Raw genomic sequence first — 24952 nt, 5'->3', positions numbered from 1 at the left:
AACCTGGCATTAATAGTCGTCCTCTTTGTATTCTTCGTCTTCGTAATTTTCGTTATCTGAAAATTCGTCATTTTCCTCAGATTCCTCTTCGGTATCGTCATCAGTTGTTTCTTCTGCATTGATTCCCCTGCCGCCCATAGCTTCAAGTTCTTCAGTATCTTCGGGCACGAAGTCCATTTCATTTAGGAAATCAAATTCAGTAGATGCAGGAGCTGAAGATACAGCAACGGCGCCAAAGTTGTTTTTATCAATGATTTTAGGCGCTTCACCGGTACTTTTTACCAGAAATGGATACTCAATGTTAGGGTCAGTTTCAAGGATGATCTTGATCAGTTCAACATGAAAATCAAAGGGGCGATCAAAATTATAGATGTAGTAGAATTTCTGATGTGGGTCTTCAATGAATTTACTTAGTTTAGAGTTTTCCATCAAAGCCACCCCCCGGTCAATTTTACGCTGAACCGGCAGATAGGCGATTTCATCACCTTTTATCCAGTTATCTGTACTTACAAAAAATGAAGAAGATTTTTCTGGAGAATATCCGGTTGAGCGGTGTACCGCTTTGTGCAAATCTTCAAAGGTTTGAGTGGATTTTATATCTATTTCCCTTACTACTTCATCGAAATCTTCGAAACTTATTCTAAATCTATAAATTGCCATTTGAGCCTATTTTCTAGGTATAAAATTAAAAAATAAAATATACTTTCTATAATTGTGTTAATGCTTTATCGGTTTCAGCCCAAATTCTTTAGCTTTTTCGAGCATAAACTGTAACGCGCTGTCGTAAGTATTGATGATTTCCCCCTCCAGGATTGCCTCCCGGATGGCATTTTTGATCAGGCCAACTTCTCTCCCTGCTGATAATCCGAAAATTTCCATGATATCATTTCCTGTAATGGGAGGTTGCCAGTTCCTGATTTTGTCCCGCTCCTCCACATCTTTGAGTTTTTGTTTAACCAGTTCAAAGTTGTTCCGGTATTTTTTGATCTTGTATTCATTTTTGGTGGTTACATCAGCATTGCAAAGCAGCATTAAACTTTCAATGTCTTCTCCCGCATCAAATAAAAGCCTTCTCACGGCTGAATCGGTAACGAGTTCCTGTGCCAGAACTATTGGACGCAGGTGCAGTTGTACCAGTTTTTGTACGAATTTCATTTTTTCGTTTAGTGGCAATTTGAGCTCTGCAAATATTTTGGGTACCATTCTGGCGCCCTTATCTTCATGCCCATGAAATGTCCATCCATGGCCTTCTTCAAAACGTTTTGTCGCTGGTTTTGCAATATCATGTAAAATTGCAGCCCATCGCAGCCATAGATCGGTAGTGGTTTCGCAAATATTGTCGAGTACCTGCAGGGTGTGATAAAAATTATCTTTATGCCCTTTGCCCTTGATCACATCAACTCCATACAGATTGGCCATTTGTGGGAAAATAAAGTGTAAAAGTCCGGTATCAAAGAGGTATTTAAATCCTATTGAAGGTACTTTTGAAAGGATAATTTTATTGAGTTCATCAGTTATCCTTTCTTTGGAAACAATAGCAATCCGCTCTTTTTGTTTTTTTATTGCATTCAGCGCCTTGTCATCAATCGTAAAATTAAGCTGGGTTGCAAAGCGGATCGCCCGCATCATACGGAGCGGATCATCGGAGAAAGTGAGTTCAGGCTCGAGTGGTGTTCTGATCAGTTTTTCTTTAAGGTCTGCCAGGCCGTTAAAAGGATCAACCAATTGTCCGTAGCTGATTTTATTTAAGGATATGGCCAGCGCATTGATGGTAAAATCCCTCCTGAGCTGATCGTCTTCGATGGTTCCATTTTCAACGATAGGTTTACGGGAATCAGAACGATATGATTCTTTTCTTGCACCTACAAATTCAATTTCAAGGTCCTGGAATTTTAGCATCGCAGTACCAAAATTCTTGAACACTGCGACTTTGCTTTTAAGCTGTCTTCCTACCCGTTCTGCGTATTCGATACCATTTCCGAGTACCACAATGTCGATATCTTTAGAGGGTCTTTCCAGGAAAATATCTCGAACGTAACCGCCAATGACATAGGCTTCGATATGGTTTGAATGCGCAATATCGGCAAGGGCTTTAAAAACAGGATGTTGCAGGTGTTGTTCCATTGATGAGTTTACAAAAGTAGTAAAACTTACCTTCTAATAAAGGAAAATTGACCACCAGGGGCCAATTTCATTATGGTTGACGGCTTTTTATTGGTTTTAAGCCCTTGTTCCCAATCTACAATATGATCGACAGCAGCTTTTACTTCGTCACTGATGTCATCAAAAAAAAGAGGAGTAGGTTGCCCTGATATATTTGCTGAAGTGGAGGTGATCGGTTTTCGGAACCTTTGGATGAGTTGATTGCAAAAATCATGTTTAACAATTCTAATGCCCACACTACCATCCGCATTTATCACATTTTTTGCCAGGTTCTTTGCGTTTGGAAATACCAGGGTTAGTGGATTTTCTGCATATTCGATCAGGTCATAAGCAACATCTGGTATTTCTGTTACATAGCTTTGAAGTTTGGCATCAGTGTCTAAAAGTATAATGAAGCTTTTATCTGATGCACGGCCTTTGATGTCGTTTATTTTGGCAACAGCCTGTTCGTTTGTTGCATCACAGCCTAATCCCCATACGGTATCGGTAGGATAGAGGATGACCCCTCCATTTTTTAAAACAGTCAGTGCTTTTTCGATTTCTTGTTTCAGCATTTTTGTCAGGTCTTATTGTGAATCTATGCTGGATATCCCATGATTGATCCAGGTGTTTTTGTTTTTTATGGTCTGTTCAAGTATTTGGACGTTTTTTTGCAATTTATCCTTACTGTTTTCTTTATGGTAAATATGATAGGCAACACCACCAAATTTAAGGAACCTCTTTTTTATACCGTTATTAATTAACCGCATAGCGAGTTCGAAATCCTCACTGCCCCAGCCTGTAATGTCCTGATTGTATCCATTGATCTGAAGCAGGTCATTTCGCCAGAAAGACATATTGCAGCCTCTTAATGCGTGAAGTTTGTTTTTTTTATATCTGTCTGCCAGTAGCCGCCTTAAAACTGCCGATCTGAAGCTATTGAATATTGTAGCAAATGGCAGGTCGGTATATTTTAACCTGTATTCCTTTTGTGCCAGTAATCTGGTGCTTTTTTGAGGCGAAAGTGACACCCTGCTGCCGCATAAGAAAGTTCCCGGGACAGCAAAATTTAAGTGGTCGTGGATGAAATATTCATTTAGTATAATATCTCCGTCTATCTGAATCAGGTAGTCGTACTTTGCGGCCTTAATCGCTTTATTTCTAATGGCAGCCAATTGAAAGCCTTCATCGGGATGCCAGATGTGTACAATAGGCACCGTTGTTTGCCTGGCAATTCGCTGAACGAGTTCTTTGGTTTCGTTGGTAGAGCCGTCATCAGCGATAATGATTTCATTGGGTAAATGTTGCTGATTAAGTACACTCATTAAACAAAGATCCAAGGCTTCCGGCCAGTTATAAGTAGCAATCATTAGTGAACAACCAGGAAGTGTATCTTTTTTTGATTTCATTTCTGAATGTATTTATCTAATCCGTTATCAGTGGATACAATTTTGTCGGAAAATGCGCGCTCCAATAAACTCCTGTTTTTCGAAGATTTGGCTTTAGAGGCATCTTCATGGTGATAAAGGTGATAGATTATTCCCGCAAATTTAAGGTATAGTTTTGTTTTGCCCGAGTTTAAGAGCCGTAAAGTAAGTTCACTGTCCTCATCGCCCCAACCGCTAAAGTTTTCATTATAGCCGTTAACCAGAAGGAGGTCCTTTTTCCAGAACGACATGTTTGCCCCCCTGGCCCAAAAGATAGGATAACGGTTCCTGTATTTTTTTTGAAGGAGCTTACTCAACCACAGTAAACGGATACCATTTTCTTTCCTTTTAATGTCGGAAACAAGCAGGTTGATTGCTATGGATTTTTGCCGGAGCAATTTTGTCGAAACTTTCTTGCCCAGCATTACCCTGGAGCCCTGAATGAAGCAATCTGCTTTTGAGGCATTTAAATGATCTTCTACAAAATGACGGTGTAGGATTACATCTCCATCAATTTGAATGATATATTCTCCAGTACTTGCTGCAATTGCTTTGTTTCTGATCTTGGCAAGCTGAAATCCATTGTCGGGCTGCCATACGTGTACTATATTTAACAAGCCCTCACTCTGGTACTTTTCTATGAGTAATTTAGTTTGATGGGTAGAACCATCGTCGGCAATGATGACTTCAAAGGGTTTTACGAACTGATTTTTCACACTTTCCAGGCAAAGCTCCAGCGCTTCGGGCCAGTTATAGGTTGAAATGATCAGACTACAGTTATTCATTGCGCAAGTGTTAAGGTTTTGAGTATTTAAAAGAAGCTTTTAACAATGACCATTCGGGGAAAAATCTTTTTTTGTGTCCAAAAATGACCCACCTGTTTTTATGAATGAATTTGAACAGCTTAAAATCAAATTTATGATTAAAAGTATTTACACTTGCAGAGATTTGTTGTATCAGTTCGGCTAAAAAGAGACGAGCGGTAGGTTCCATTTGCCGGATGCCTGAAAACGCCTTAAGTGTGTTCAACAGGTATAACCGATCTTCCTTTTTGCTTTTTTTTCCTTTTTGAAAGTAAGCATTGTTGCGGTGGAGACGGTGTTGTACCAGATATTCAGGAACAGAACTGACGCAGCCATAGCAGGTAGCTACAATGGCTATCCACCAATCGTAATATACATCATCTGGCAGCGGTAAAATATAGCGCACTAGTGTTTTTCGGAACATCATATTGTGTCCTTGTACCTGGTTAAACAAAAACAGACTCGACGTGTTGTTGCCAGAAAAGTGCCTTTCCCAGCGCAGTACGCCAGATTTGGATTTTAGTTTATTACCTAACAGGTGGATAGAAGCACAGTGGCTCAGTACAATGTTGTCTTTTGTGAAGCTCTTGATTAGCTTCTCAATTTTGGTGGGAAGCCAGATGTCATCCTGATCAGATATGGCGATAAAATCTCCTGAGCACAAGGAAATGGCTTTTTCAAAGTTCTTGTTGTAGCCCAGGTTCTTTTCATTCCTGAATATTTTGAACTTTGAAGGGTGTTTAGTGTGCCAGGACTGCAACAACTCAAAGGTTCCGTCTTTAGAGCAATCGTCAACAATTACCAGCTCCAGATTGGTATGGCTCTGGTCGAGTATGGATTGTATTTGTTGATCCAAAAAAACTTCACCATTGTAGGTACACATTGCAATGGATACCAGCACACTATTCTCCCCTTCATTTAAAGTGTTCATTTATACCGCTACATTGTTTTCTCTCAATGCATCATTCAGTGATGTTTTTTTGTCTGTAGATTCTTTTCTCTTGCCAATGATTAACGCACATGGTACCTGGTATTCTCCTGCCGGGAATTTTTTGGCATAAGAACCAGGGATTACCACAGAACGGGCTGGTACAATACCTTTATATTCAACTGGGGTTGGTCCGGTAACATCAATGATTTTTGTTGATGCTGTTAACACTACATTTGCACCTAATACGGCTTCTTTCTCTACTTTTACACCTTCTACTACAATGGCCCTTGATCCAAGGAAACAGTTGTCTTCAATAATTACAGGAGATGCCTGAACGGGTTCCAGTACACCACCGATTCCTACACCACCACTCAAATGAACGTGTTTTCCGATTTGAGCACATGATCCTACTGTAGCCCAGGTATCTACCATTGTGCCTTCATCTACATACGCGCCAATGTTTACATAAGATGGCATCATGATTACGCCTTTTGCCAGGTATGCACCATAACGGGCGCTTGCACCAGGAACTACGCGCACACCCAGGTCCTTATAATTGGTTTTCAGTTTCATTTTGTCGTGAAACACAAAAGGACCTGTTTCAATAACTTTCATTTGTCTGATCGGGAAATAAAGGATCACGGCTTTTTTTATCCATTCATTTACACCCCAGGAGTTTAAAATTGGTTCTGCAACGCGCAACTCTCCTTTGTCCAGCTGCATAATTACAGTTTCTATTGCTTCGCAATGTTCACTATATTCTAATAAAGTTCTGTCTTCCCAAGCGGCCTCTACTAACTTTTTTAATTGTGCTATCATGATTGTTTGTTATTTTTTGACAAAATAAATGAATTTTATCATAATCCTTTAATATTATCTATTTTTGGTACGTTATGACCGAACAGGAAAAACTTAGGATAGATAAATATTTATGGGCCATACGACTATTTAAAACCAGAAGTCTGGCTACTGAGGCTTGTAAAGCCGGGCGTATTAAGTTAAATGGACAGAACGTTAAGCCGTCTGCAGTTGTGAAGCCGGGCGATGTATATCAGGTGTCGAAAGGCATTGAGAAAAAGGTGATTGAAGTGGTTGAACTGCTGTACAACAGGGTGGAGTCTAAGATTGCGGTAACCAAGTATAAAGACATTACCCCGGTTGAGGAAACTCATGCTTTTAAATCGATGTTCCATGCACCAACACTAAGAAGGGACAGGGGGACTGGACGGCCTACCAAAAAAGACAGGCGTGAAACCGATGACCTTCTGGGAGGGATGTTTGAGGAAGATTAAAGGATCAACCGCTGCTGATCGATCAAGCGCATCCTATAGGCCTGCATGGCAGTTTTTCCTAGTTTTTTAATGAGCTGATAGTTGGCAACTGCACCAACTGCAGCACCCACTACCGGAAGCAGCTGAGCCAGCTTGGCCAGGTCTATATAATCTCGGTACTCCTGCTGAAAAGTTTTCCAGTTAAAATTTTCGGGGTTTTCGGGGAGTGTAAGTAATTGTTCTTCCCAGTTTTGAAGGTGAAGAAACACTTTGGTTGTACCTTGTTTGCTCGAAAAAGCCAATTGGAAGATGTACAATAGGTATAACCGTTCCCTGAAATCGGCCACATCAAAACCATATAAAGAAGCAATTTCAAAGAGCATTTTAAACTTAATTCCAATCAGGATCGGGAAATCAGCCATACTCATCAAAAATCCCCCGGCCCCGGTAATGCCACCTTCAGCAGCCCCGGTCTTACAATAGTTGTCTATCTTCTGTTGTACAAGGGATTCCCGATGAAGGATACTCATGCCTTCAGAAGGAATTGGGCTGGTAGTATAAGTTGAGCCATAGAGAACAGTTTTTACCATCGCCTTGATGGCCTCTGTAATGACTTTATGTACCTTGTCGGGAATATAACCGTTTATCTTTTTTTGTACACCAGTAGTCACCTTGTTTAGGAAAGTAGGCTTGCGCATCATTTCCCTTTTCCAGAATTCCAGCTCTATTCGAATTTTCTGGTCATAGCTATTCATAATTCCTATCTAGTAGTCTATGCGCATGGCACTTTGGTCCCATAACTTAAAAGCCTTCTGTGCTTCCATCCTCAGAATTTGTTTAACTGGAAGGCTGCGTTTATGCATTGGTTTGTCCAGCTCGTCATAAATGAATTTGTCATTAAAGCCGATGGCTGCAGCATCCACTTTTGTGTTTCCGTAATAAATGGTGTCAATTTTTGCCCAGTAAATTGCACTTAGGCACATTGGACAGGGTTCGCAACTGGTGTAAATAGTGCAGCCGCTTAAGTCGAAGGTCTTTAGTTTTTTACAGGCCAGTCTTATTGCAGAAACCTCGGCGTGCGCAGTGGGATCATTAGAGGAAGTTACTTTGTTGGCACTTTTAGCAACCACCTTTCCAGCCCTCACCACAACAGCGCCAAACGGGCCGCCAATGCCTTCCAGTACATTCTTTTCGGAAAGCCGGATGGCTATTTCCATAAACTTCTTGTGTTCACTCGTTTCATTCATACTTAAATATACTACAAAAAAAATGCCCCCGATTAAGCGGGGGCATTTTCAATATCATAGCGTGTATTATTTTTTATCAGTTTTATAGGCTTCATTAAGGCCTATAATCACCTCGCTGGTTACATCTAAACTCTCATCAGCAAATAAAATTGCGCTGTTTCCCTTGGCATAGGTAAGTACCATTTTATAACCTTTCTTTTTAGCATATCCTTTCAGGTAATCCGCAACTTTATCGTATAGCTTCTCATTTTCAGCAGCCTGCTCATTTTGAAGGGCTGCACCTGCATTTTGGGTATATGTCTGTAATTCCTGTTGTTTACGAGCCAATCTTTCTTCTGTGGAAGCCCTTTGATCGGCAGGAAGGGTATTAGCTTGTTGCTGATATTGGGCAACTTCGCGCTGGAAGGCCTGTTGTTTGGAGGCAAGGTCTGTTTGTGCCGTTTTAGATTTGGCATCCAGCTTTACTTTGAGGTCTTTGAAATACTGATATTTAGTCAGCAATGAATCAGAGTTTACATATACAATTTTCTCTGTAGCTGCAACTGCTGCAGACTCTGGTGTTTTAGCAGTAGCCCCCTTTTCTTCTTTGTTCTGACAAGAAGCCATAACAGAAACTATGGCAACCGCTGTCGCAATACTGCTTAATTTGAATGTTGTTTTCATCTATTGTAAATTGTTCTATTTGTCAAATGTAACGTTGATTAGGGGCAAATATAAAATTTCAAAATTAGTATCCTAAAGATTATGTTTTTTAGAACGTTTTTCAGCCATTATTTGATCAAATAGTTATCCACATTTGCCTTAAATTGACCATAATTGGTTAAATTTGAATCTTATTGTTTTATAGAAAAATATGAGCGAAGAAAAAGATCCAAAGTCAAATTATTCGGCAGATAATATACAGGTATTGGAAGGTTTGGAAGCGGTGCGTAAGCGCCCTTCTATGTATATAGGAGATACCGGAATTAAAGGTTTGCACCACCTTGTTTATGAGGTTGTAGACAATTCAATCGATGAAGCGCTGGCAGGATATTGTACAGATATCTTTGTAACCATCCACGAAGGAAATTCGATCACTGTTGAGGATAACGGCCGTGGTATCCCTACAGGAATCAACACAAAAGAAGGAAAATCTGCATTGGAAATCGTTATGACGGTACTGCATGCAGGAGGTAAATTTGACAAGGATACCTACAAGGTATCGGGTGGTTTGCACGGTGTGGGGGTGAGCTGCGTAAATGCCTTATCAACCCATGTGAAAACTGTCGTTCACCGGGAGGGAAAAATATTTACCCAGGAGTACGAACGTGGTAAACCTTTGTTTGATGTAAAGGAAATCGGAGTGTCTGATAAAACAGGGACTATACAGACCTTTCAGCCCGATCCGGAGATTTTTACGCAGACTTTAGAGTATCGCTACGATACCCTGGCAGGCAGGCTTAGAGAGTTGGCCTTCCTGAATAAAGGAATTAAGCTGACGCTGACAGATGAACGTGAAGTATTGGATGATGGTTCTTTTCTTTCGGAATTGTTCCATTCAGATGGTGGCCTAAAGGAATTTGTACAGTTTCTTGATGGAACACGCCCTTCGCTGATTCCTGAGCCGATTTATGTTGAAGGTATTAAAAACGGCATTCCGGTGGAACTGGCCCTGCAATACAACGATAGTTATTCCGAGAATGTGCATTCGTATGTAAATAACATCAATACCCATGAGGGGGGAACACACATTGCCGGTTTCAGAAGGGGTTTGACCAGAACATTGAAAGCATACGCCGATAAATCAGGCCTGCTTAAAAACGTCAAGTTTGAGATTACCGGTGATGACTTCCGTGAAGGCTTAACGGCTGTAGTTTCTGTAAAAGTACAGGAGCCTCAGTTTGAAGGACAGACAAAGACAAAGCTCGGGAACTCCGAAGTAATGGGCGCGGTTGATATTGCCGTTGGAGAAGCGCTGGGTATTTATCTTGAGGAGAATCCTAAAGAGGCGAAGATGATCGTTAACAAGGTTATTCTGGCCGCAACAGCACGTGCAGCAGCACGTAAGGCGCGTGAGATGGTTCAGCGTAAGAGTGTAATGGGTGGCTCTGGTTTACCTGGCAAACTGGCCGACTGTTCAGATAGCGATCCGGAAAAATGTGAGCTGTACCTGGTAGAGGGTGACTCCGCGGGAGGTACTGCCAAACAAGGACGGGACCGTAATTTCCAGGCTATTTTACCTTTAAAGGGAAAAATCCTGAACGTTGAGAAAGCAATGGAGCATAAGATCTATGAAAATGATGAAATCAAAAATATGTTCACTGCATTGGGGGTAAGTATTGGTACCGAAGAAGATGATAAGGCCTTAAATTTAACTAAACTGCGTTATCATAAGATCGTGATCATGACGGATGCTGATATCGACGGATCTCACATTACGACTCTTATTCTGACTTTCTTCTTCAGGTATATGAAAGCACTTATTGAAGCGGGCTATGTTTACATTGCAGCACCGCCATTATACCAGGTGAAAAAGGGTAAAGAATTTGAATATTGCTGGAATGATAAACAGCGTGACGCCGCTGTGCAGCGTTTAAAAGGTGCAGGTAAGGAAGAAAGTGTACACATCCAACGTTACAAAGGTTTGGGAGAGATGAATGCTGAACAATTGTGGGATACGACATTAAATCCTGCGACACGTACCCTGATGCAAGCTACGATAGAAAATGCCGCCGAATGCGACCATACTTTCTCTATGTTGATGGGAGATGAGGTTGCTCCACGAAGGGATTTTATAGAAAGAAATGCAAAATATGCTAAGATTGATGCTTAGCCCAAAAAGGCCCCTGTTAAGGGGCCTTTTTTATGTCTTGTAAAGAAATAGTTTCATTTTTCGGTAGTTGATCGTGGCATGATATTTCAGCAGCAGGTCGCCACCAATAATTGCCATGATGGTAGGGTGTCCCAAACCTTCGTAGGCCTGGTTTACCGCATTAAGGTCTAATGCTACAGCTTCGTAGTCCTTTAAAATCAGACTGCCTATTTTAATTTTGGGAATACTGGCCTGCAAAGTACTTGATGTGGTAAAAAGGGTAGTAGCATGTGCTTCTTCTGTATGTTCCAGTCCTTTGATGTTACTTTCGATGAAGGATTTGTCAAAAACGGATCTGGAAGCTCCGGTATCTACAACCGCTAATAACTTTTGTCCAAAAACAACAATTTCCACCAAAAGGTGGAAACCGTCGTCCTGTAAGTTGATCAGGGTAAGGGGAACTGCAATTGTCCTCATTCAAAACTCCCCTACACTAATTCATATCGGTCAATACCGCATTCATATTGCGTACAGCATCTGCGCTTTTGTTGAAAGCCCCCTGTTCAGCCTCGCTTAGTTTAAAGTCAAGTATCTTTTCAGCTCCGTTTTTGCCAATGATGACAGGAACTACCAGCGAGATGTCTTTTTGTCCATATTCTCCATCCAGATAAACGCCGGATGAGATCAATTTCTTTTCATCGCGCACAATACTTTCTACCATTGCCGCAGTGCCAGCCCCAGGTGCGTACCAAGCCGATGTACCAATTAAGCCTGTCAGTGTAGCCCCACCAACCATAGTGGCGGCCACTACCTTGTCTTGCTGCTCCTTGCTTAGCAGCTGGCTAACGGGAATACTGTTCCAGGTCGCATGCTGGATCAGCGGAATCATAGTGGTATCACCGTGTCCGCCAATAACCACAGCGTTCAGATCTGCAGGAGAGCAACCCAGTTCCTGGCTAAGGTAATATTTAAAACGGGAGGAATCCAATGCTCCTCCCATTCCCAGGATACGGTTTTTAGGTAATCCTGATGTTTTTAAGGTTAAATAATTCATGGTGTCCATTGGATTGGAAACCACAATGATGATGGTATCTGGTGAATACTTTAAAATATTTTCTGTAACGCCCTTTACAATATTGGCATTGGTGCCTATAAGTTCTTCACGGGTCATTCCAGGCTTGCGGGGCAGGCCTGAGGTAATCACCACAACTTCAGAACCGGCAGTGGCGGCGTAATCGTTGGTAACACCCTTAATTTTAGTATCGAAGCCCAGTAAAGCGGCTGTCTGCATCATGTCTATTGATTTTCCTTCCGCAAAACCTTCTTTAATGTCCAGCAGAATCAATTCTTCGGCTAATTCTTTTCTGGCAATATTATCTGCACAAGTAGCGCCTACAGCGCCGGCACCTACAACCGTTATCTTCATAAATATTTAATTTTTTATGTATGTTACCTTCTGTTCGAAGTTAGAAAATTACACGAGTTTAAAAAATGCTTTTGAAAACTTTATTCTTCCTTAGGGGTTTTATGATAAAGAATTTACATTTGCCAAAACTAGATCATCGGAGGAAACTTTATGGAAAACCAACCTGTACAAGGGGTAGATATTATGGCATATGCGGGAAAATGGTTTTCCCTGTATTCTATTCCTACTTTTATGGATAAACACTGGAGAGAAACGATTGAAACTTATGTAATTCATCCGGATGGTTATTATGCTGTGTTCACTACTTATAAGGTGATCGGTCAGGAAAAACGTAAATACTTCAGGTCTAAACTTTTTGTGGTCAGAGGCAGCAGAAATGCCAGGTTTAAAGCTCAGTTTGTATGGCCATTTAAAGAAGATTACTGGGTTATAGAGCTTGCAGATGATTATTCGTATGTTGTGGTTGGTCATCCTAAGCACAAATATCTTTTTATTATGGCACGTAAACCGGAAATGGATAAAGCCTTGTTAAATGAGTTGATTGAACGTTGTGCAAAAAAAGGTTACCCTACAGCTAAACTGGTTTCCCAGGAACATAAGGCGGTGCAGCCCACACCAGAGAAAGAACACGCTTAAACCTATATTCATTTTTACAATATAAATTCAATTGGCAAACTTATAACGCAGGTAAAATCTGTATTTTTGTACAGCTATGTATTTAATATTCGATACCGAAACCACAGGTTTACCCCGCAATTGGAACGCACCAATCACTGATACAGACAATTGGCCACGGTGTATCCAGATTGCCTGGCAATTACATGATGAACTGGGTAACCTGATTGAAAACCAGGACTACCTGGTGAAGCCAGATGGTTTTAATATTCCATACGATGCCGAAAGGATTCACGGTATTTCAACTGAACTTGCAGAAGAACAGGGCATAGAACTTGCAGAGGTTTTAGAGAAATTTAACATTGCATTGTCCAAAGCAAAGTTTATTGTTGGACAAAACATTGGCTTTGATGTGAACATCATGGGCTGCGAGTTTTTCCGGATGGGCGTAGAAAGCCCAATGGCCCAGATGCCTGTTTTGGATACCTGTACTGAAACTACCGCTGAGTTATTGAAGCTGCCAGGCGGAAGGGGAGGAAAGTTTAAACTCCCAACTTTAACTGAGCTGCACCAATACCTGTTTGGCGAGCCTTTTGCCGAAGCACACAATGCAACTGCTGATGTTGAAGCGACTACCCGTTGCTTTTTACAGCTGATAAAAATAGATGCTTTCCGTCCGGAACAGCTGCAGGCGGGCCCGGATTACCTTAACCGCTTCAAACAAAATACACCCCAGGTATTTGAACGCGTTGGTTTAAATCACATCAACCTGAAGGCTGCTTCAGATGAAATCAGAAGGCGTTTGCAGCAAACAGAAGCCCCTAAAGTGTCTAAAACTACACTTGAGGAGAATAAACGTGAACTGGCTGCTGCAAGTTTTGCGCATTTACACAACCATACCCAATTTTCTGTACTGCAATCTACTATCAATATTCCCGCACTCATTAAAGCTACGGCAGCCCATAAAATGCCGGCAGTGGCAATGACAGATCATGCGAACATGATGGGGGCATTTCACTTTGTAAACCAGGTACTGAATCATAACAAAGGGGTAGAGGCCAGAAACGCTGAAGCCATTGAAAAAGGGGAAGTTGCCGAAGAGCAGATCATTAAGCCAATAGTAGGCTGTGAGTTTTTTGTGTGCGAGAACCATGAAGACAAAAGCAGAAAAGATAACGGTTACCAGGTGGTATTTCTGGCAAAAAATAAAAATGGTTACCACAACCTGGCCAAAATGTCGTCTATTGCCTATACCAAGGGATTTTATTATATCCCAAGGATAGACAAGGCCATTGTTGAACAGTATAAGGAAGATATTATCGTTTTGTCAGGTAACTTATACGGAGAGATTTCCAGTAAATTGCTAAACCTGGGCGAAAAACAGGCCGAAGAGGCCCTGATTTGGTGGAAAGAACAATTTGGTACTGATTTTTACATTGAACTCATGCGCCATAACCAAGAAGATGAGGACATTGTGAATACTTCTTTGGTTACCCTTGCAAAAAGACATGATGTAAAACTTATTGCAACCAACAACACCTATTACATCAATAAAAAAGACGCCAATGCACATGATATTTTATTGTGCGTAAAGGACGGTGAAAAACAGGCCACTCCTATAGGTCGCGGACGTGGGTTCCGTTTTGGCCTGCCGAACCAGGAGTATTATTTCAAATCGCAGGAGGAAATGAAGAACCTCTTTGCAGATTTGCCGGAGGCGATTGTAAACATCCAGCAAATAATCGATAAAATAGAAATCTATAAACTTGCCAGGGAAGTACTTTTACCTAAGTTCGACATTCCCGAAGAGTTTCTGGTGAAGGAGGACGAAGAGGACGGTGGTAAGCGGGGCGAGAACAAATTCCTTGCCCATCTTACTTATGTGGGTGCTAAAAAGCGGTATGGCGAAATTACGGATGATATTAAAGAGCGGTTGGATTTTGAGTTGCAGACCATTGAGAAAACCGGGTATCCGGGGTATTTTCTAATTGTTCAGGATTTTATAGCCGAGGCCAGGAACCTGGATGTTTCGGTTGGACCTGGAAGGGGTTCGGCTGCAGGTTCGGCTGTGGCCTACTGTCTTGGGATTACCAATATAGACCCGATTAAATATGATCTGCTTTTTGAGCGTTTCCTGAATCCTGACCGGGTATCCATGCCCGATATTGACATCGATTTTGACGATGAAGGCCGGGGACGTGTAATGGATTATGTAATTAAGAAGTATGGATCCAACCAGGTAGCCCAGATCATTACTTATGGTACAATGGCTGCAAAGTCATCTGTAAAGGATACGGCCAGGGTGCTTGATCTGCCGCTTTTTGAGGCAGAAAAGATCGCTAAGCTCATTCCAAACATGAAGTTGGCCAAGATCTTTAACCTTGATGAGAAAAGCCTTAAAGAGGCGCTTCGTGCCGATGAATATGAAAAGGTAGTAGAACTCAAAAATCTGGCTGTAGCTAAAGATCTGGGAGCTAAAACGATTGAGCAGGCGCAGGTTCTGGAAGGGTCTCTGAGGAATACCGGGATTCACGCCTGTGGGGTAATCATTACGCCAAGCGACATTACCAATTTTGTTCCGGTAGCTACAGCAAAAGATTCTGATCTCTACGTTACGCAATTTGACAACTCGGTGGTAGAAAGTGCCGGGTTGTTGAAAATGGACTTTTTAGGGCTTAAAACATTAACCCTAATTAAGGACACAGTTAAGCTGGTGAAATCCAGGCATGGAATTGTGCTTGACCCGGACAATTTCCCTATTGATGATGAAAAGACTTATGAGCTTTTCCAGAGAGGTGAAACCATCGGTATTTTCCAGTACGAGAGTACGGGTATGCAAAAATACATGAAAGAGTTGAAGCCAACTGTATTTGGGGATTTGATTGCCATGAACGCCTTATACCGTCCGGGACCGCTGGAGTACATCCCAAGTTTTGTTCGCAGGAAAAATGGTGAGGAAGAGATCAAGTACGATCTGGATGCCTGTGAGGAGTATTTAAAAGAGACCTACGGAATTACCGTTTACCAGGAGCAGGTGATGCTCCTGTCGCAGAAGCTTGCTGGGTTTACCAAGGGCGAGGCCGACGTGTTGCGTAAGGCAATGGGTAAAAAACAAAAGGACGTGCTGGATAAGATGAAGCCTAAATTTGTGAAACAGGCGGCAGCGAAAGGTCACGATGCAACAGTGCTGGAGAAAATATGGAAAGACTGGGAGGCTTTTGCTTCTTATGCTTTCAACAAATCACACTCTACCTGTTATGCATGGATCGCCTATCAGACAGCCTATTTGAAAGCCCATTATCCGGCAGAATATATGGCCGCAGTATTGTCTAACAATATGAACGATATCAAACAGGTAGCCTTTTTTATGGAAGAGTGCAAGCAAATGGGTGTTCAGGTATTGGGCCCTGATGTAAATGAGTCTGGTATTAAATTTTCAGTAAATGTTCAGGGCGAAGTCAGGTTTGGTTTATCAGGTATCAAAGGGGTGGGAGATAAGGCTGTAGAAAGTATCATAGATGAGCGGAACGAGAACGGCGTTTACAAAGATCTTTACGATTTTGCCAGGAGATCCAATACCAGGACAGTAAATAAAAAGGCCTATGAGAGTTTTGTATATAGCGGGGCTTTTGATGCTTTTGGCAATCATCGTGCACAATATTTTTTTGTAGGGGTTAATGACAAGATGAACGGCATAGAAAAAGTGATCAAATATGCCAACGACTTTCAGAACAATGAATCTTCTTCACAGTCCTCGCTTTTTGGCGGATCGGTGGCGGACCTGATTCTGGAACCTGCACTTCCCGTGGCTCCGGAATGGAGTCTGATTGACAGATTGAAATATGAGAAGGATGCCATAGGGATTTTCCTATCCGGACACCCGCTCGACAATTATAGATTGGAATTAAAAGAATTCTGCCAGCATAAGGTAAAACATCTTGCCCTTGTGAATAAGGTTAGGACTGGCGATACCAATGAAGAGGTTCTGGCCGAATTTGAAAGTATTAAAAATAGGGAACTTGTTATCGGCGGACTTGTAGTGGTTGCTGCCCAGCGAATGACAAAAACAGGTAAGCCTTTCGGTACCATGGTTTTTGAAGATTACGAAGATACCAGTGAGCTGGCTTTATTTGGTGATGATTTCATCAAATTTAAGCAATTTCTTACTGACGGCTATTTTCTCCAGATCAGAGGACGGGTTGGAGAGCGGTTCAGAAAAGAAGGGGATTGGGAGTTTAAGATCACCTCCATCAACCTGCTGTCGGAATTAAGAGATAAACTGGCAAAAAGCGTAACCATACAAGTGCCAATAGAGCAGGTTAACGACGATTTTATGAACAAGGTATTAGCCATTCTGGAAAACAATAAAGCGAGTACGGAACAACAAAACTGTCAATTGCTTTTTGATGTATACGACAGGGAACAGAATGTAATGGTTAAGCTGCCTTCAAAATCTCTCAGGATCAATCCTACGAATGATTTCCTGGCGCAGTTAAATGCATTAAATGTAATGACTAAGTTGAACTAATGTCATAATGGCACTAGCCGACTTGATGGCATTACAATTGATAATATATTTGTAGTCTGCAAGAGTTTTATAAAATAAACCAGATCTTACTCGGGCAAGCTAATTAAGAGAAATAACATTTAAAAAATATAATTATGGCTTTAGAAATCACAGATGCTAACTTCGAGGAAGTTGTATTAAAATCAGATAAACCCGTTTTGGTTGACTTTTGGGCAGAATGGTGCGGTCCATGTCGTATGGTAGGTCCGGTAGTAGACGAAATCTCAAAAGAATACGAAGGAAAGGCGCTTGTAGGAAAAGTTAATGTTGATAACAACCCTCAAATTTCTACTCAGTTTGGTATCCGTAACATCCCGGCTTTATTGTACTTTAAAAATGGTGAAGTTGTAGATAAACAAGTGGGCGCAGTTCCTAAATCTGTACTGTCACAGAAATTAGACAAGCAATTGTAAGAAAATATCGTAAATACGAATAAAAAGCGTTCATGATTAATGGACGCTTTTTTTATATTTACACTATGCAGTCGCCCCTTGATGAACAAAGCTTACATTTTAACGGCAACCTTGAACTACTTGCCCGGCAGGTAGTCGAAGGGTTCATTACCGGATTGCATAAAAGCCCTTTTCATGGTTTTTCTGTTGAGTTTGCTGAGCACAGGCTCTACAATACTGGCGATAATGTTAAGAATATAGACTGGAAGTTGTACGCAAAAACAGACAAACTCTTTAGTAAGCGTTACGAAGAAGAAACTAATTTGCGTTGCCAGTTTGTTGTAGACATATCCTCGTCGATGTATTTTCCACTGAAGGAATACAATAAACTTAACTTTGCTGTACAGGCGGTGGCTTCGCTTATTTTTTTGTTAAAAAGGCAACGAGATGCATTTGGCCTGAGTCTTTTTACAGATCATCTTTTGTTAAATACACCCGCCAAATCAACTACTGCACATCAGAAATATTTGTTTTCAAGACTTGAACAAATTCTGAAGGCCGAACAAATGAACATCAGAACCAATCTGGAACAGGCCCTGCACCAGGTAGCCGAGCTCATTCATAAGCGATCGATGGTTGTTGTTTTTAGCGATATGTTGAGTACTGTGCATGAGGAGCAGCGCATTGATGGGTTATTTGCTGCCCTTCAGCATCTCAAATTCAATAAGCACGAAGTCATCCTCTTTAACGTAACTGACAAAGCCCGGGAAGTAGATTTCAGGTTTGAAAACCGTCCTTATCAGTTTGTAGACATGGAAACAGGTGCAGTCTTAAAAACACATACCTCGAAAGTGAAAGATGCTTACCTTTCAAGAATGCAGGTATACCGGCAGGCGATAGCACTAAAATGTACACAATATAAAATTGATATGATCGATGCAGATATTGCTGAGGGTTTTCATCCTATATTGCAGGCCTACCTGATCAAGCGGCAGAAGATGAATTAAACAGTTATTTTATCTGCATTTTTCAGAATGATGTTGCAGGCCCACTCAATTTCTTTCTCGGTAATGATCAGCGGCGGTGCTATACGCATGGCATTACTGCAATGTAAAAACCAATCGCTGATCAGCCCATCTGCAATACAGGCATCAATTATTTTTTTGTTTTGCTCAAAGCTCTCAAATGCTATCGCCATCATTAGGCCCTTTCCCCGAACAGCTTTGATTGCCGGGTGTACCAATAATTTCTTGAACAATTCACCTTTGGCAGTAACTCCGGAAACTATATCCTCGTTTAAAATGGCCTGCAATGTGGCCAATCCGGCTGCACAGCTAACCGGGTGCCCACCAAATGTAGTAATATGCCCTAATATTGGGTTTGTAGCCAGCGAAAGCATAATTTCTTTAGCGCTAATGAAGGCACCTATAGGCATTCCGCCCCCAATTCCCTTTGCGAGCAGCAATATATCAGGAACTATATCAAAATGCTCAAAACCAAACATTTTTCCGGTACGCCCAAAACCGCATTGTATTTCGTCGAGTACCAGTAAGGTTCCTGTTTCCGTACATTTCTCTCTTAAAGCTTTGAACCAGGCTTGACTCGCTACTCTTACGCCTGCTTCTCCCTGTATGGTTTCCACAAACACAGCAGCAGTATGTTTGGTTATTAAATCAAGATCTTCGGGACTATCGTAACCGATGAACTTAACACCTGGCAGCAGGGGTCTGTAGGCTTGTTTAAATTCTTCATTTCCCATCAGGCTAAGTGCACCCTGGGTACTGCCGTGATAAGAATGATGGCAGGAAATGATTTCAGAACGACCAGTATAACGCTTCGCGAGTTTCATTGCCCCTTCAACCGCTTCGGCACCGGAGTTTACAAAATAGGTACAGTTTAAGTTTTCGGGCAAAATATCTGAAAGTGCTTTAGCAAAGTTTACCTGGGGGCTTTGCACAAATTCTCCATATACCATAATGTGCATATAGCTGGCTGCCTGTTCCTGTACCGCGTGTACAACTGACGGGTGGCAATGACCCACATTGCTTACCCCAATACCTGCAATCAGGTCCATGTATTTTTTACCCTTGGCATCATACAAATACATGCCCTGGGCTTTGTTAAATTCTAAAAGAAGAGGTTCTAAGGTTGTCTGGGCGTTGTGTTGCAGAAATAACTGGCGTTGTGTAAGCATGCCCAAAAATACAAAATTAATTTGGCTGCGGTCTGGCGTTGTTAAATCTGTACTTGACCAGGATCTCTTTTTTAAAGGCCTCCTGCGCACGGTAAAATTTGCCTACTATTTTAATTGGCAAACTGGATTTGAGCCTATAATAATATTTACGTTCCAGGTTAAGCTCTCTTTGTTTGATACTGAAGCTATTTTCAATTAAATTCTGTATCTCGGTATCCGACAATTCTTCTATTTCAGCAATCTTTCTGTAATTGATCATTTTCTGCATGCGCTCTTTGCGCAACGCAGTCTGTTCCTTTTGCCAGTTGTTGTATATCGGCCAGAAGATTTTCGCTTCATCCGCTGAGAGGTCAAGTTTCTGGGTCAAAAAGCCAATTTTATAGGCTTCAATCTCATCATTCATCCGCTCGGTATACTTTTGTGCCATAACCAGCGCAGGAAACATAAACAAAAGCGTAACCAAAAGTTGTTTCATGAGTGTATATTTAAAATGCCGATGCAATGTCATTCTGAGAATAATTATTAAGTATATAGTTTTCCAGTTCCACATTTGAATGTTTTGGGTCCCTGGCCTTCAGGCCATGGTCTTCAATGTGGTCAATAATCACCTGTTCATCTATATCATAGAGCAGCAGTTCTGTGGCCAGATCATTGTGAGCAATGTTTTTGCTGCTTTGCTGGTCCTGATAAAAGTAAAGACCTGCAGCGCTAACTATGAGGAAACAGGCCGCTGAAGCATATTTCAAAAGACTTGAACGCCATAGACGTAGCACTTTAGCCTGCGGTTTTTTCTCCTTTACTGTTTTATCCAGAATTTGAAGCTGTAGTTTTTCAAAATAGCCTTCAGGAACGGTGTAACCCTCAGTTGCTGCCAGCATCCTTATTTTTTCAGCCCGGATCCTGGCATCAATAGCGTCATTAAGCGTATTGAAGTAATTTTCCGGAACACTGAACCCATTATTTTCTAAATTATCTTCCATCACAAGTATATTGATACATTATAAGCCAAAAGGTTTAAAAGTTAATGTTTTCATTTAGCATAAAAGCTTCAATTTTTTTTACCGCTATATGAAATGATGCCTTTAGTGCCCCAACACTGGTGCCTGTAATTTCCGAGATTTCCTCGTATTTCAGGTCGTCATAATACTTCATGTTAAATATGAGACGCTGTTTTTCAGGCAGGGTAAGTATGGCTTGCTGAAGTTTAAGCTGCACCTTGTCGCCATTAAAATGAGAAGAAGCTATAAGTGTCTCCGACAATTCGGCAGATACTTCCTCGAGTGGTGTGTTGTTTCTCTGCTTCTTCTTATTCAGAAAAGTAATACATTCATTGGTAGCAATACGGTAAATCCAGGTGTAAAGCTGGGCATCACTGCGAAATTTATCGAGGTTTTTCCAAACCTTAACAAAGGTATCCTGAACCAGGTCGTCAGCATCGTCGTGATCAATTACAAGTCGCCTGACGTGCCAGTATATTTTTTGCTGGTATTTGGCAAGAAGCAGGTTAAAGCCTTCATCGCGGGTTTTTGCCGCTGAGAATTTCTCCAATATCTCTGAATCTTCAACCTGCTTCATGGGTTATAACCTGCTTTTTACTGCTTAGCTCTTTTGATTACTTTTTGAACTGCCTCTACAATATTTACAGTGTCTAAGCCGTATTTTGTCATCAGCTGATCAGGTGTGCCGCTCTCACCAAAGCTGTCATTTACCGCAACAAATTCCTGTGGAGCCGGGAATTCGGTTGAAAGCAGGCGTGCCACACTTTCTCCCAGTCCGCCATATTTATTGTGCTCTTCGCAGGTAACTACACAGCCGGTTTTTTTAACAGATTTCAGTACTGCCTCTTCATCCAGTGGCTTAATGGTGTGGATGTTGATGATTTCAGCATCAATACCCAGTTCGGCAAGCTGTTCACCTGCCTCAATAGCTTTCCATACCATATGTCCGGTAGCGATAATGGTTACATCTTTACCTTCGTTTACCATCCAAGCTTTACCTATCTCAAATTTTTGGTCAGGATCGGTAAAGACAGGGATTACAGGACGTCCAAAACGTAGGTAAACAGGTCCATGGTGTTCTGCAATCGCTATTGTTGCGGCTTTGGTCTGGTTATAATCGCAGGTATTGATTACCGTCATGCCAGGCAACATTTTCATTAGGCCTATGTCTTCCAGGATCTGGTGTGTAGCTCCATCTTCACCCAGGGTTAAACCCGCGTGAGAAGCACAGATTTTAACATTTTTGTCTGAATAAGCAACAGACTGACGGATCTGGTCGTAAACCCTTCCTGTGGAAAAATTGGCAAAAGTTCCGGTAAAAGGGATTTTCCCTCCAATGGTCAAACCAGCTGCTATACCTATCATATTGGCTTCTGCAATCCCGATCTGGAAAAAACGTTCAGGAAATTCCTTGATAAAGGCATCCATTTTTAAGGAGCCCACCAGATCGGCACAAAGCGCTACCACCTCGGGGTTTCTTTTTCCTGCTTCAAGCAATCCGGCCCCAAAGCCAGAACGTGTATCTTTTTTTTCTGTGTATGTATACTTTTTCATGCTTAGTAATCTTTAAGGGTGCTACTCAATTGGGCTAAAGCTGCGGCAAGCTGCTCATCATTTGGGGCTACACCATGCCATTTGTGCGATCCCATCATGAAATCAACCCCATAGCCCATTTGCGTGCTCATCAAATTCAGAACGGGTTTGCCTTTGCCGGAAAGCGATTTTGCATAATGCAGGGCCTTAACAATAGCATCCATATCGTTACCGTCGGAGTTGATCACATGCCAGCCAAAAGCTTCAAATTTAGCCTGAAGGTTTTCTAGCGACAATACTTTTTCAGTTGGCCCGTCTATCTGTTGTCCGTTATAATCAACAGATGCAATGAGGTTATCCACTTTATTGAAAGGCGCATACATAATGGCTTCCCAGTTCTGGCCTTCCTGTAATTCACCATCTCCAAGTAATACAAATACATGAGCATGATCTTTATTTAATTTTTTTGCTTGTGCAGCGCCAATGGCTACCGACAAGCCTTGGCCCAATGAACCAGAAGCAACCCTTATACCAGGCAGGCCCTCGTGTGTAGTAGGGTGCCCTTGCAGCCTTGAATTCAGTTTTCTGAAGGTAGCAAGCTCGGCTATGTCGAAATAACCAGACCTGGCCAAAACGCTATAAAAAACCGGTGAGATGTGTCCGTTCGAAAGGAAAAATAAATCTTCGCCTTTTCCATCCATTTTAAAATCAGTAGAGTGGTTCATGATTTCAAAATACAATGCAGTCATAAAATCTGCACAGCCCAAAGATCCGCCCGGGTGACCAGACTGGCAGGCATGTACCATTCTCACAATATCCCGTCTTACCTGAGCGGCGATATCTTCTAATTCACTAATTGTATGTTTCATTAATTGGGGTTGTTGATTAATACAGCAAAGGTAATTAAAAATACTTTGGGGCTAAGTGATTTAGGCCTAAACTTCGCTGGCTCCATGAAAAAATTGCTGATTGTTTTTAATTCACCTTTTTTACTCAAACGTTTGCGTAAAAAAAGTTAATTAAGCCGGTTATTCCATGAAATTTTATATTTTTAGAGCCAGAAGTTTTTAAAATACTTAAAAAAGTAAAATACACAAAATTAAAACTAAACCCGAACCATGAATTCAACTCAACCCCAAAGCAGAACGGCGATATTCCCAATGGTGATATGTTGTGCACTGTTTTTTATCCTAGGCTTTGTAACCTGGGCTAACGGCTCCCTTATTCCATTTGCTAAAAAAGCATTCGATCTGGAAACCGATCTACAGGCATATTTAGTAACCTTCGCCTCTTATATTGCTTATTTTTTCCTGGCGATACCAAGTTCATGGATCCTTAAAAAAATAGGGTTCCACAATGGTCTGGTGTGGAGTTTGGTGATTTTGGCCATAGGGTCTTTGTTGTTCATCCCTGCTGCAGAAAAAAGCAGTTATGGACTTTTCTTAACAGCAATTTTTGTACAGGGCTCGGGTATGGCTCTTTTGCAGACTGCAGTAAATCCTTATTTAAGCATCATCGGGCCAATTGACAGTGCAGCACAACGCATATCAATTGCCGGGTTCTGTAACAAAACAGCCGGTATGGTGGCGCCAATTGTATTGAGTACATTACTTTTGAAAGGAGCAAATGCAGCCGAGGCGCGATTGGCGCAGGCAGCGTCTGAAGCTGAGAAGCAAACCATTTTAGATGAATTGTTAAGACAACTTCATGCACCATACATTGCATTGGCAGTTGTGCTGGCCTTATTTGCAATAGTGCTTAAGTTTGTTAAACTTCCGGAAGTAAATATGGAAGAAGAAGAAGTTTCAGAAAACTCAGCGGCTAATGTTAAAAAAACAATTTTCAGCTATCCGCATTTGTTTTTAGGTGCCCTTGCGATTTTCTTTTGTGTGGCAGTTGAAGTAATGGCTGGAGATATCATTGGAACTTATGCCCGCGAACTGGGAACAGTTCCGCATGTATTCAGAGATAACGCTACCGCATTTACTTTAGGCTTTATGCTTGTAGGTTATTTAATCGGTATCATCACTATCCCAAGATTTATCAGTCAGCAAGCTGCGCTCAGAATCTGTACTTCGGTGGGTATTGTGTTTACTGCGCTTTCTGTGTTTACATCTGGCGTAATTTCTTTCTGGTTTGTTGCTTTGTTAGGTCTGGCGAACTCTTTAATGTGGCCTGCTATTTTTCCACTGGGCATTAAAGGTTTGGGTAAATTTACCAAAACAGGTTCTGCAATTATGATCATGGGTATTGCCGGGGGGGCAATATGGCCGTTGGTGTATGGGTTTATGAAAGATAAATTACACATCGACTTCCAACATGCTTTCTTGTATGCCATGTTACCAGCCTACCTGTATATTGTTTACTTTGCTTCAGCGGGGCACAAAGTGGGCAAAAGTCACTAAAAATATCTTAAATTATTTCAGACCGGTATAATTTTCATGAATTGTACCGGTTTTGCTTTTATGGGCTGTTTTGCACTTGAACAAAATGAACAGCTTGTGAAACCATGTATTTTGCTGTAAAAGGTTACTTTTACCTATCGTGTAAAATACAGGGAGTTTTAACATTTTTATTAACGAGCTTGTCTATGTTCATTTCCGGTTTATCAGGGA

At 41.4% G+C, this 24952-nt stretch carries 25 protein-coding genes; 7 read left to right on the top strand and 18 right to left on the bottom strand.

Annotated features, from left to right (window positions below):
* Window positions 1-9: 9 nt before the first annotated feature.
* Genes B9A91_RS22530 through B9A91_RS22500 form a run of 7 tightly spaced genes read right to left on the bottom strand, consistent with a single transcriptional unit; the run spans window position 10 to window position 6122 of the window.
* Window positions 10-660 carry an IS1096 element passenger TnpR family protein gene (locus tag B9A91_RS22530; RefSeq protein ID WP_084241332.1) on the bottom strand — a complete coding sequence of 217 codons (651 nt, stop codon included), beginning with the start codon at window positions 658-660 and terminating at the stop codon, window positions 10-12.
* A gap of 57 nt (window positions 661-717) precedes the next feature.
* Entirely contained in the window at window positions 718-2124 is a 1407-nt protein-coding gene (locus tag B9A91_RS22525; RefSeq protein ID WP_084241331.1) for a CCA tRNA nucleotidyltransferase, read from the bottom strand.
* A 26-nt stretch (window positions 2125-2150) separates the two neighbouring features.
* Window positions 2151-2717: an L-threonylcarbamoyladenylate synthase gene (locus B9A91_RS22520; protein WP_084241330.1), complete on the bottom strand. Its 567-nt coding sequence runs from the start codon at window positions 2715-2717 to the stop codon at window positions 2151-2153.
* A gap of 12 nt (window positions 2718-2729) precedes the next feature.
* The gene (locus B9A91_RS22515; RefSeq protein ID WP_200815719.1) at window positions 2730-3551 is read right to left on the bottom strand and encodes a glycosyltransferase family 2 protein; all 822 of its coding nucleotides are present in this window, start codon (window positions 3549-3551) and stop codon (window positions 2730-2732) included.
* Window positions 3548-4354 (bottom strand): glycosyltransferase family 2 protein, encoded by an 807-nt coding sequence (locus B9A91_RS22510; RefSeq protein ID WP_084241329.1) that lies wholly within the window; start codon window positions 4352-4354, stop codon window positions 3548-3550. The genes B9A91_RS22515 and B9A91_RS22510 overlap by 4 nt, the downstream gene beginning before the upstream one ends.
* A 10-nt stretch (window positions 4355-4364) precedes the next feature.
* Window positions 4365-5303: a glycosyltransferase family 2 protein gene (locus B9A91_RS22505; RefSeq protein WP_084241328.1), complete on the bottom strand. Its 939-nt coding sequence runs from the start codon at window positions 5301-5303 to the stop codon at window positions 4365-4367.
* Entirely contained in the window at window positions 5304-6122 is an 819-nt protein-coding gene (locus B9A91_RS22500) for a 2,3,4,5-tetrahydropyridine-2,6-dicarboxylate N-succinyltransferase (RefSeq protein ID WP_200815718.1), read from the bottom strand.
* Between the two features lie 74 nt (window positions 6123-6196).
* Here B9A91_RS22500 and B9A91_RS22495 point away from each other — a divergent pair, with 74 nt between their 5' ends.
* Window positions 6197-6595: an RNA-binding S4 domain-containing protein gene (locus B9A91_RS22495; protein ID WP_084241326.1), complete on the top strand. Its 399-nt coding sequence runs from the start codon at window positions 6197-6199 to the stop codon at window positions 6593-6595.
* On the opposite strand, the gene B9A91_RS22490 is transcribed toward B9A91_RS22495, so the two are convergent.
* From B9A91_RS22490 to B9A91_RS22480, 3 genes are all read right to left on the bottom strand, one after another.
* Window positions 6592-7329: an EcsC family protein gene (locus B9A91_RS22490; RefSeq protein ID WP_084241325.1), complete on the bottom strand. Its 738-nt coding sequence runs from the start codon at window positions 7327-7329 to the stop codon at window positions 6592-6594. The two genes, B9A91_RS22495 and B9A91_RS22490, sit on opposite strands and share 4 nt — an antisense overlap.
* Window positions 7330-7338: 9 nt before the next feature.
* Complete coding sequence (locus B9A91_RS22485; protein WP_084241324.1) at window positions 7339-7821, bottom strand: nucleoside deaminase; 483 nt, start codon at window positions 7819-7821, stop codon at window positions 7339-7341.
* A gap of 66 nt (window positions 7822-7887) precedes the next feature.
* A complete protein-coding gene (locus B9A91_RS22480) occupies window positions 7888-8484 on the bottom strand; it encodes an OmpH/Skp family outer membrane protein (RefSeq protein WP_084241323.1) in 597 nt (198 codons plus the stop codon).
* Between the two features lie 190 nt (window positions 8485-8674).
* On the opposite strand from B9A91_RS22480, the gene gyrB reads away from it, so the two are divergent.
* The gene (gyrB, locus tag B9A91_RS22475; protein WP_084241322.1) at window positions 8675-10633 is read left to right on the top strand and encodes a DNA topoisomerase (ATP-hydrolyzing) subunit B; all 1959 of its coding nucleotides are present in this window, start codon (window positions 8675-8677) and stop codon (window positions 10631-10633) included.
* A 30-nt stretch (window positions 10634-10663) separates the two neighbouring features.
* Here the strand turns inward: gyrB and B9A91_RS22470 are convergent, their stop codons facing one another.
* Window positions 10664-11089 carry a retropepsin-like aspartic protease gene (locus tag B9A91_RS22470; protein ID WP_084241321.1) on the bottom strand — a complete coding sequence of 142 codons (426 nt, stop codon included), beginning with the start codon at window positions 11087-11089 and terminating at the stop codon, window positions 10664-10666.
* Between the two features lie 16 nt (window positions 11090-11105).
* Window positions 11106-12038: a malate dehydrogenase gene (mdh, locus tag B9A91_RS22465; protein ID WP_084241320.1), complete on the bottom strand. Its 933-nt coding sequence runs from the start codon at window positions 12036-12038 to the stop codon at window positions 11106-11108.
* A 150-nt stretch (window positions 12039-12188) separates the two neighbouring features.
* Here mdh and B9A91_RS22460 point away from each other — a divergent pair, with 150 nt between their 5' ends.
* From B9A91_RS22460 to B9A91_RS22445, 4 genes are all read left to right on the top strand, one after another.
* Window positions 12189-12674 (top strand): lipocalin family protein, encoded by a 486-nt coding sequence (locus B9A91_RS22460; RefSeq protein WP_084241319.1) that lies wholly within the window; start codon window positions 12189-12191, stop codon window positions 12672-12674.
* A 76-nt stretch (window positions 12675-12750) separates the two neighbouring features.
* Window positions 12751-17181, top strand: a complete 4431-nt coding sequence (gene dnaE, locus B9A91_RS22455; RefSeq protein ID WP_084241318.1) for a DNA polymerase III subunit alpha — start codon at window positions 12751-12753, stop codon at window positions 17179-17181.
* 134 nt (window positions 17182-17315) lie between these two features.
* Entirely contained in the window at window positions 17316-17633 is a 318-nt protein-coding gene (gene trxA / locus B9A91_RS22450; RefSeq protein WP_084241317.1) for a thioredoxin, read from the top strand.
* Between the two features lie 32 nt (window positions 17634-17665).
* On the top strand, window positions 17666-18619 hold the full coding sequence (locus tag B9A91_RS22445) for a DUF58 domain-containing protein (RefSeq protein WP_317043358.1): 954 nt from the start codon (window positions 17666-17668) through the stop codon (window positions 18617-18619).
* On the opposite strand, the gene B9A91_RS22440 is transcribed toward B9A91_RS22445, so the two are convergent.
* From B9A91_RS22440 to B9A91_RS22415, 6 genes are read right to left on the bottom strand one after another with little or no spacing between them, the layout of a single operon-like run.
* Entirely contained in the window at window positions 18616-19806 is a 1191-nt protein-coding gene (locus B9A91_RS22440; RefSeq protein WP_084241316.1) for an aspartate aminotransferase family protein, read from the bottom strand. The two genes, B9A91_RS22445 and B9A91_RS22440, sit on opposite strands and share 4 nt — an antisense overlap.
* A 16-nt stretch (window positions 19807-19822) precedes the next feature.
* The gene (locus B9A91_RS22435) at window positions 19823-20281 is read right to left on the bottom strand and encodes a hypothetical protein (RefSeq protein WP_084241315.1); all 459 of its coding nucleotides are present in this window, start codon (window positions 20279-20281) and stop codon (window positions 19823-19825) included.
* Window positions 20282-20291: 10 nt separating this feature from the next.
* A complete protein-coding gene (locus tag B9A91_RS22430) occupies window positions 20292-20786 on the bottom strand; it encodes a hypothetical protein (protein ID WP_084241314.1) in 495 nt (164 codons plus the stop codon).
* A gap of 34 nt (window positions 20787-20820) precedes the next feature.
* A complete protein-coding gene (locus tag B9A91_RS22425; protein WP_084241313.1) occupies window positions 20821-21381 on the bottom strand; it encodes an RNA polymerase sigma factor in 561 nt (186 codons plus the stop codon).
* Window positions 21382-21398: 17 nt separating this feature from the next.
* On the bottom strand, window positions 21399-22358 hold the full coding sequence (locus B9A91_RS22420; RefSeq protein ID WP_084241312.1) for a transketolase family protein: 960 nt from the start codon (window positions 22356-22358) through the stop codon (window positions 21399-21401).
* Window positions 22359-22360: 2 nt separating this feature from the next.
* Window positions 22361-23227 (bottom strand): transketolase, encoded by an 867-nt coding sequence (locus tag B9A91_RS22415; RefSeq protein WP_262497631.1) that lies wholly within the window; start codon window positions 23225-23227, stop codon window positions 22361-22363.
* Window positions 23228-23455: 228 nt separating this feature from the next.
* Between B9A91_RS22415 and B9A91_RS22410 the strand changes: the two genes are divergently transcribed.
* A complete protein-coding gene (locus tag B9A91_RS22410; RefSeq protein WP_084241310.1) occupies window positions 23456-24742 on the top strand; it encodes a sugar MFS transporter in 1287 nt (428 codons plus the stop codon).
* The last annotated feature ends 210 nt before the right edge of the window (window positions 24743-24952 follow it).

Origin of the sequence: Pedobacter africanus, assembly GCF_900176535.1 — a bacterium.
Lineage (GTDB): Bacteria > Bacteroidota > Bacteroidia > Sphingobacteriales > Sphingobacteriaceae > Pedobacter > Pedobacter africanus.
Note: the sequence above shows the minus strand (reverse complement) of the source record. Positions and strands in the feature narration are given on the sequence as shown.

Bases quoted from the DNA above. Each gene is read 5' to 3' on its own strand.
- B9A91_RS22530 (WP_084241332.1), bottom strand. From the start codon at position 660: ATGGCAATTTATAGATTTAGAATAAGTTTCGAAGATTTCGATGAAGTA.
- B9A91_RS22525 (WP_084241331.1), bottom strand. From the start codon at position 2,124: ATGGAACAACACCTGCAACATCCTGTTTTTAAAGCCCTTGCCGATATT.
- B9A91_RS22520 (WP_084241330.1), bottom strand. From the start codon at position 2,717: ATGCTGAAACAAGAAATCGAAAAAGCACTGACTGTTTTAAAAAATGGA.
- B9A91_RS22515 (WP_200815719.1), bottom strand. From the start codon at position 3,551: ATGAAATCAAAAAAAGATACACTTCCTGGTTGTTCACTAATGATTGCT.
- B9A91_RS22510 (WP_084241329.1), bottom strand. From the start codon at position 4,354: ATGAATAACTGTAGTCTGATCATTTCAACCTATAACTGGCCCGAAGCG.
- B9A91_RS22505 (WP_084241328.1), bottom strand. From the start codon at position 5,303: ATGAACACTTTAAATGAAGGGGAGAATAGTGTGCTGGTATCCATTGCA.
- B9A91_RS22500 (WP_200815718.1), bottom strand. From the start codon at position 6,122: ATGATAGCACAATTAAAAAAGTTAGTAGAGGCCGCTTGGGAAGACAGA.
- B9A91_RS22495 (WP_084241326.1), top strand. From the start codon at position 6,197: ATGACCGAACAGGAAAAACTTAGGATAGATAAATATTTATGGGCCATA.
- B9A91_RS22490 (WP_084241325.1), bottom strand. From the start codon at position 7,329: ATGAATAGCTATGACCAGAAAATTCGAATAGAGCTGGAATTCTGGAAA.
- B9A91_RS22485 (WP_084241324.1), bottom strand. From the start codon at position 7,821: ATGAATGAAACGAGTGAACACAAGAAGTTTATGGAAATAGCCATCCGG.
- B9A91_RS22480 (WP_084241323.1), bottom strand. From the start codon at position 8,484: ATGAAAACAACATTCAAATTAAGCAGTATTGCGACAGCGGTTGCCATA.
- gyrB (WP_084241322.1), top strand. From the start codon at position 8,675: ATGAGCGAAGAAAAAGATCCAAAGTCAAATTATTCGGCAGATAATATA.
- B9A91_RS22470 (WP_084241321.1), bottom strand. From the start codon at position 11,089: ATGAGGACAATTGCAGTTCCCCTTACCCTGATCAACTTACAGGACGAC.
- mdh (WP_084241320.1), bottom strand. From the start codon at position 12,038: ATGAAGATAACGGTTGTAGGTGCCGGCGCTGTAGGCGCTACTTGTGCA.
- B9A91_RS22460 (WP_084241319.1), top strand. From the start codon at position 12,189: ATGGAAAACCAACCTGTACAAGGGGTAGATATTATGGCATATGCGGGA.
- dnaE (WP_084241318.1), top strand. From the start codon at position 12,751: ATGTATTTAATATTCGATACCGAAACCACAGGTTTACCCCGCAATTGG.
- trxA (WP_084241317.1), top strand. From the start codon at position 17,316: ATGGCTTTAGAAATCACAGATGCTAACTTCGAGGAAGTTGTATTAAAA.
- B9A91_RS22445 (WP_317043358.1), top strand. From the start codon at position 17,666: ATGATTAATGGACGCTTTTTTTATATTTACACTATGCAGTCGCCCCTT.
- B9A91_RS22440 (WP_084241316.1), bottom strand. From the start codon at position 19,806: ATGCTTACACAACGCCAGTTATTTCTGCAACACAACGCCCAGACAACC.
- B9A91_RS22435 (WP_084241315.1), bottom strand. From the start codon at position 20,281: ATGAAACAACTTTTGGTTACGCTTTTGTTTATGTTTCCTGCGCTGGTT.
- B9A91_RS22430 (WP_084241314.1), bottom strand. From the start codon at position 20,786: ATGGAAGATAATTTAGAAAATAATGGGTTCAGTGTTCCGGAAAATTAC.
- B9A91_RS22425 (WP_084241313.1), bottom strand. From the start codon at position 21,381: ATGAAGCAGGTTGAAGATTCAGAGATATTGGAGAAATTCTCAGCGGCA.
- B9A91_RS22420 (WP_084241312.1), bottom strand. From the start codon at position 22,358: ATGAAAAAGTATACATACACAGAAAAAAAAGATACACGTTCTGGCTTT.
- B9A91_RS22410 (WP_084241310.1), top strand. From the start codon at position 23,456: ATGAATTCAACTCAACCCCAAAGCAGAACGGCGATATTCCCAATGGTG.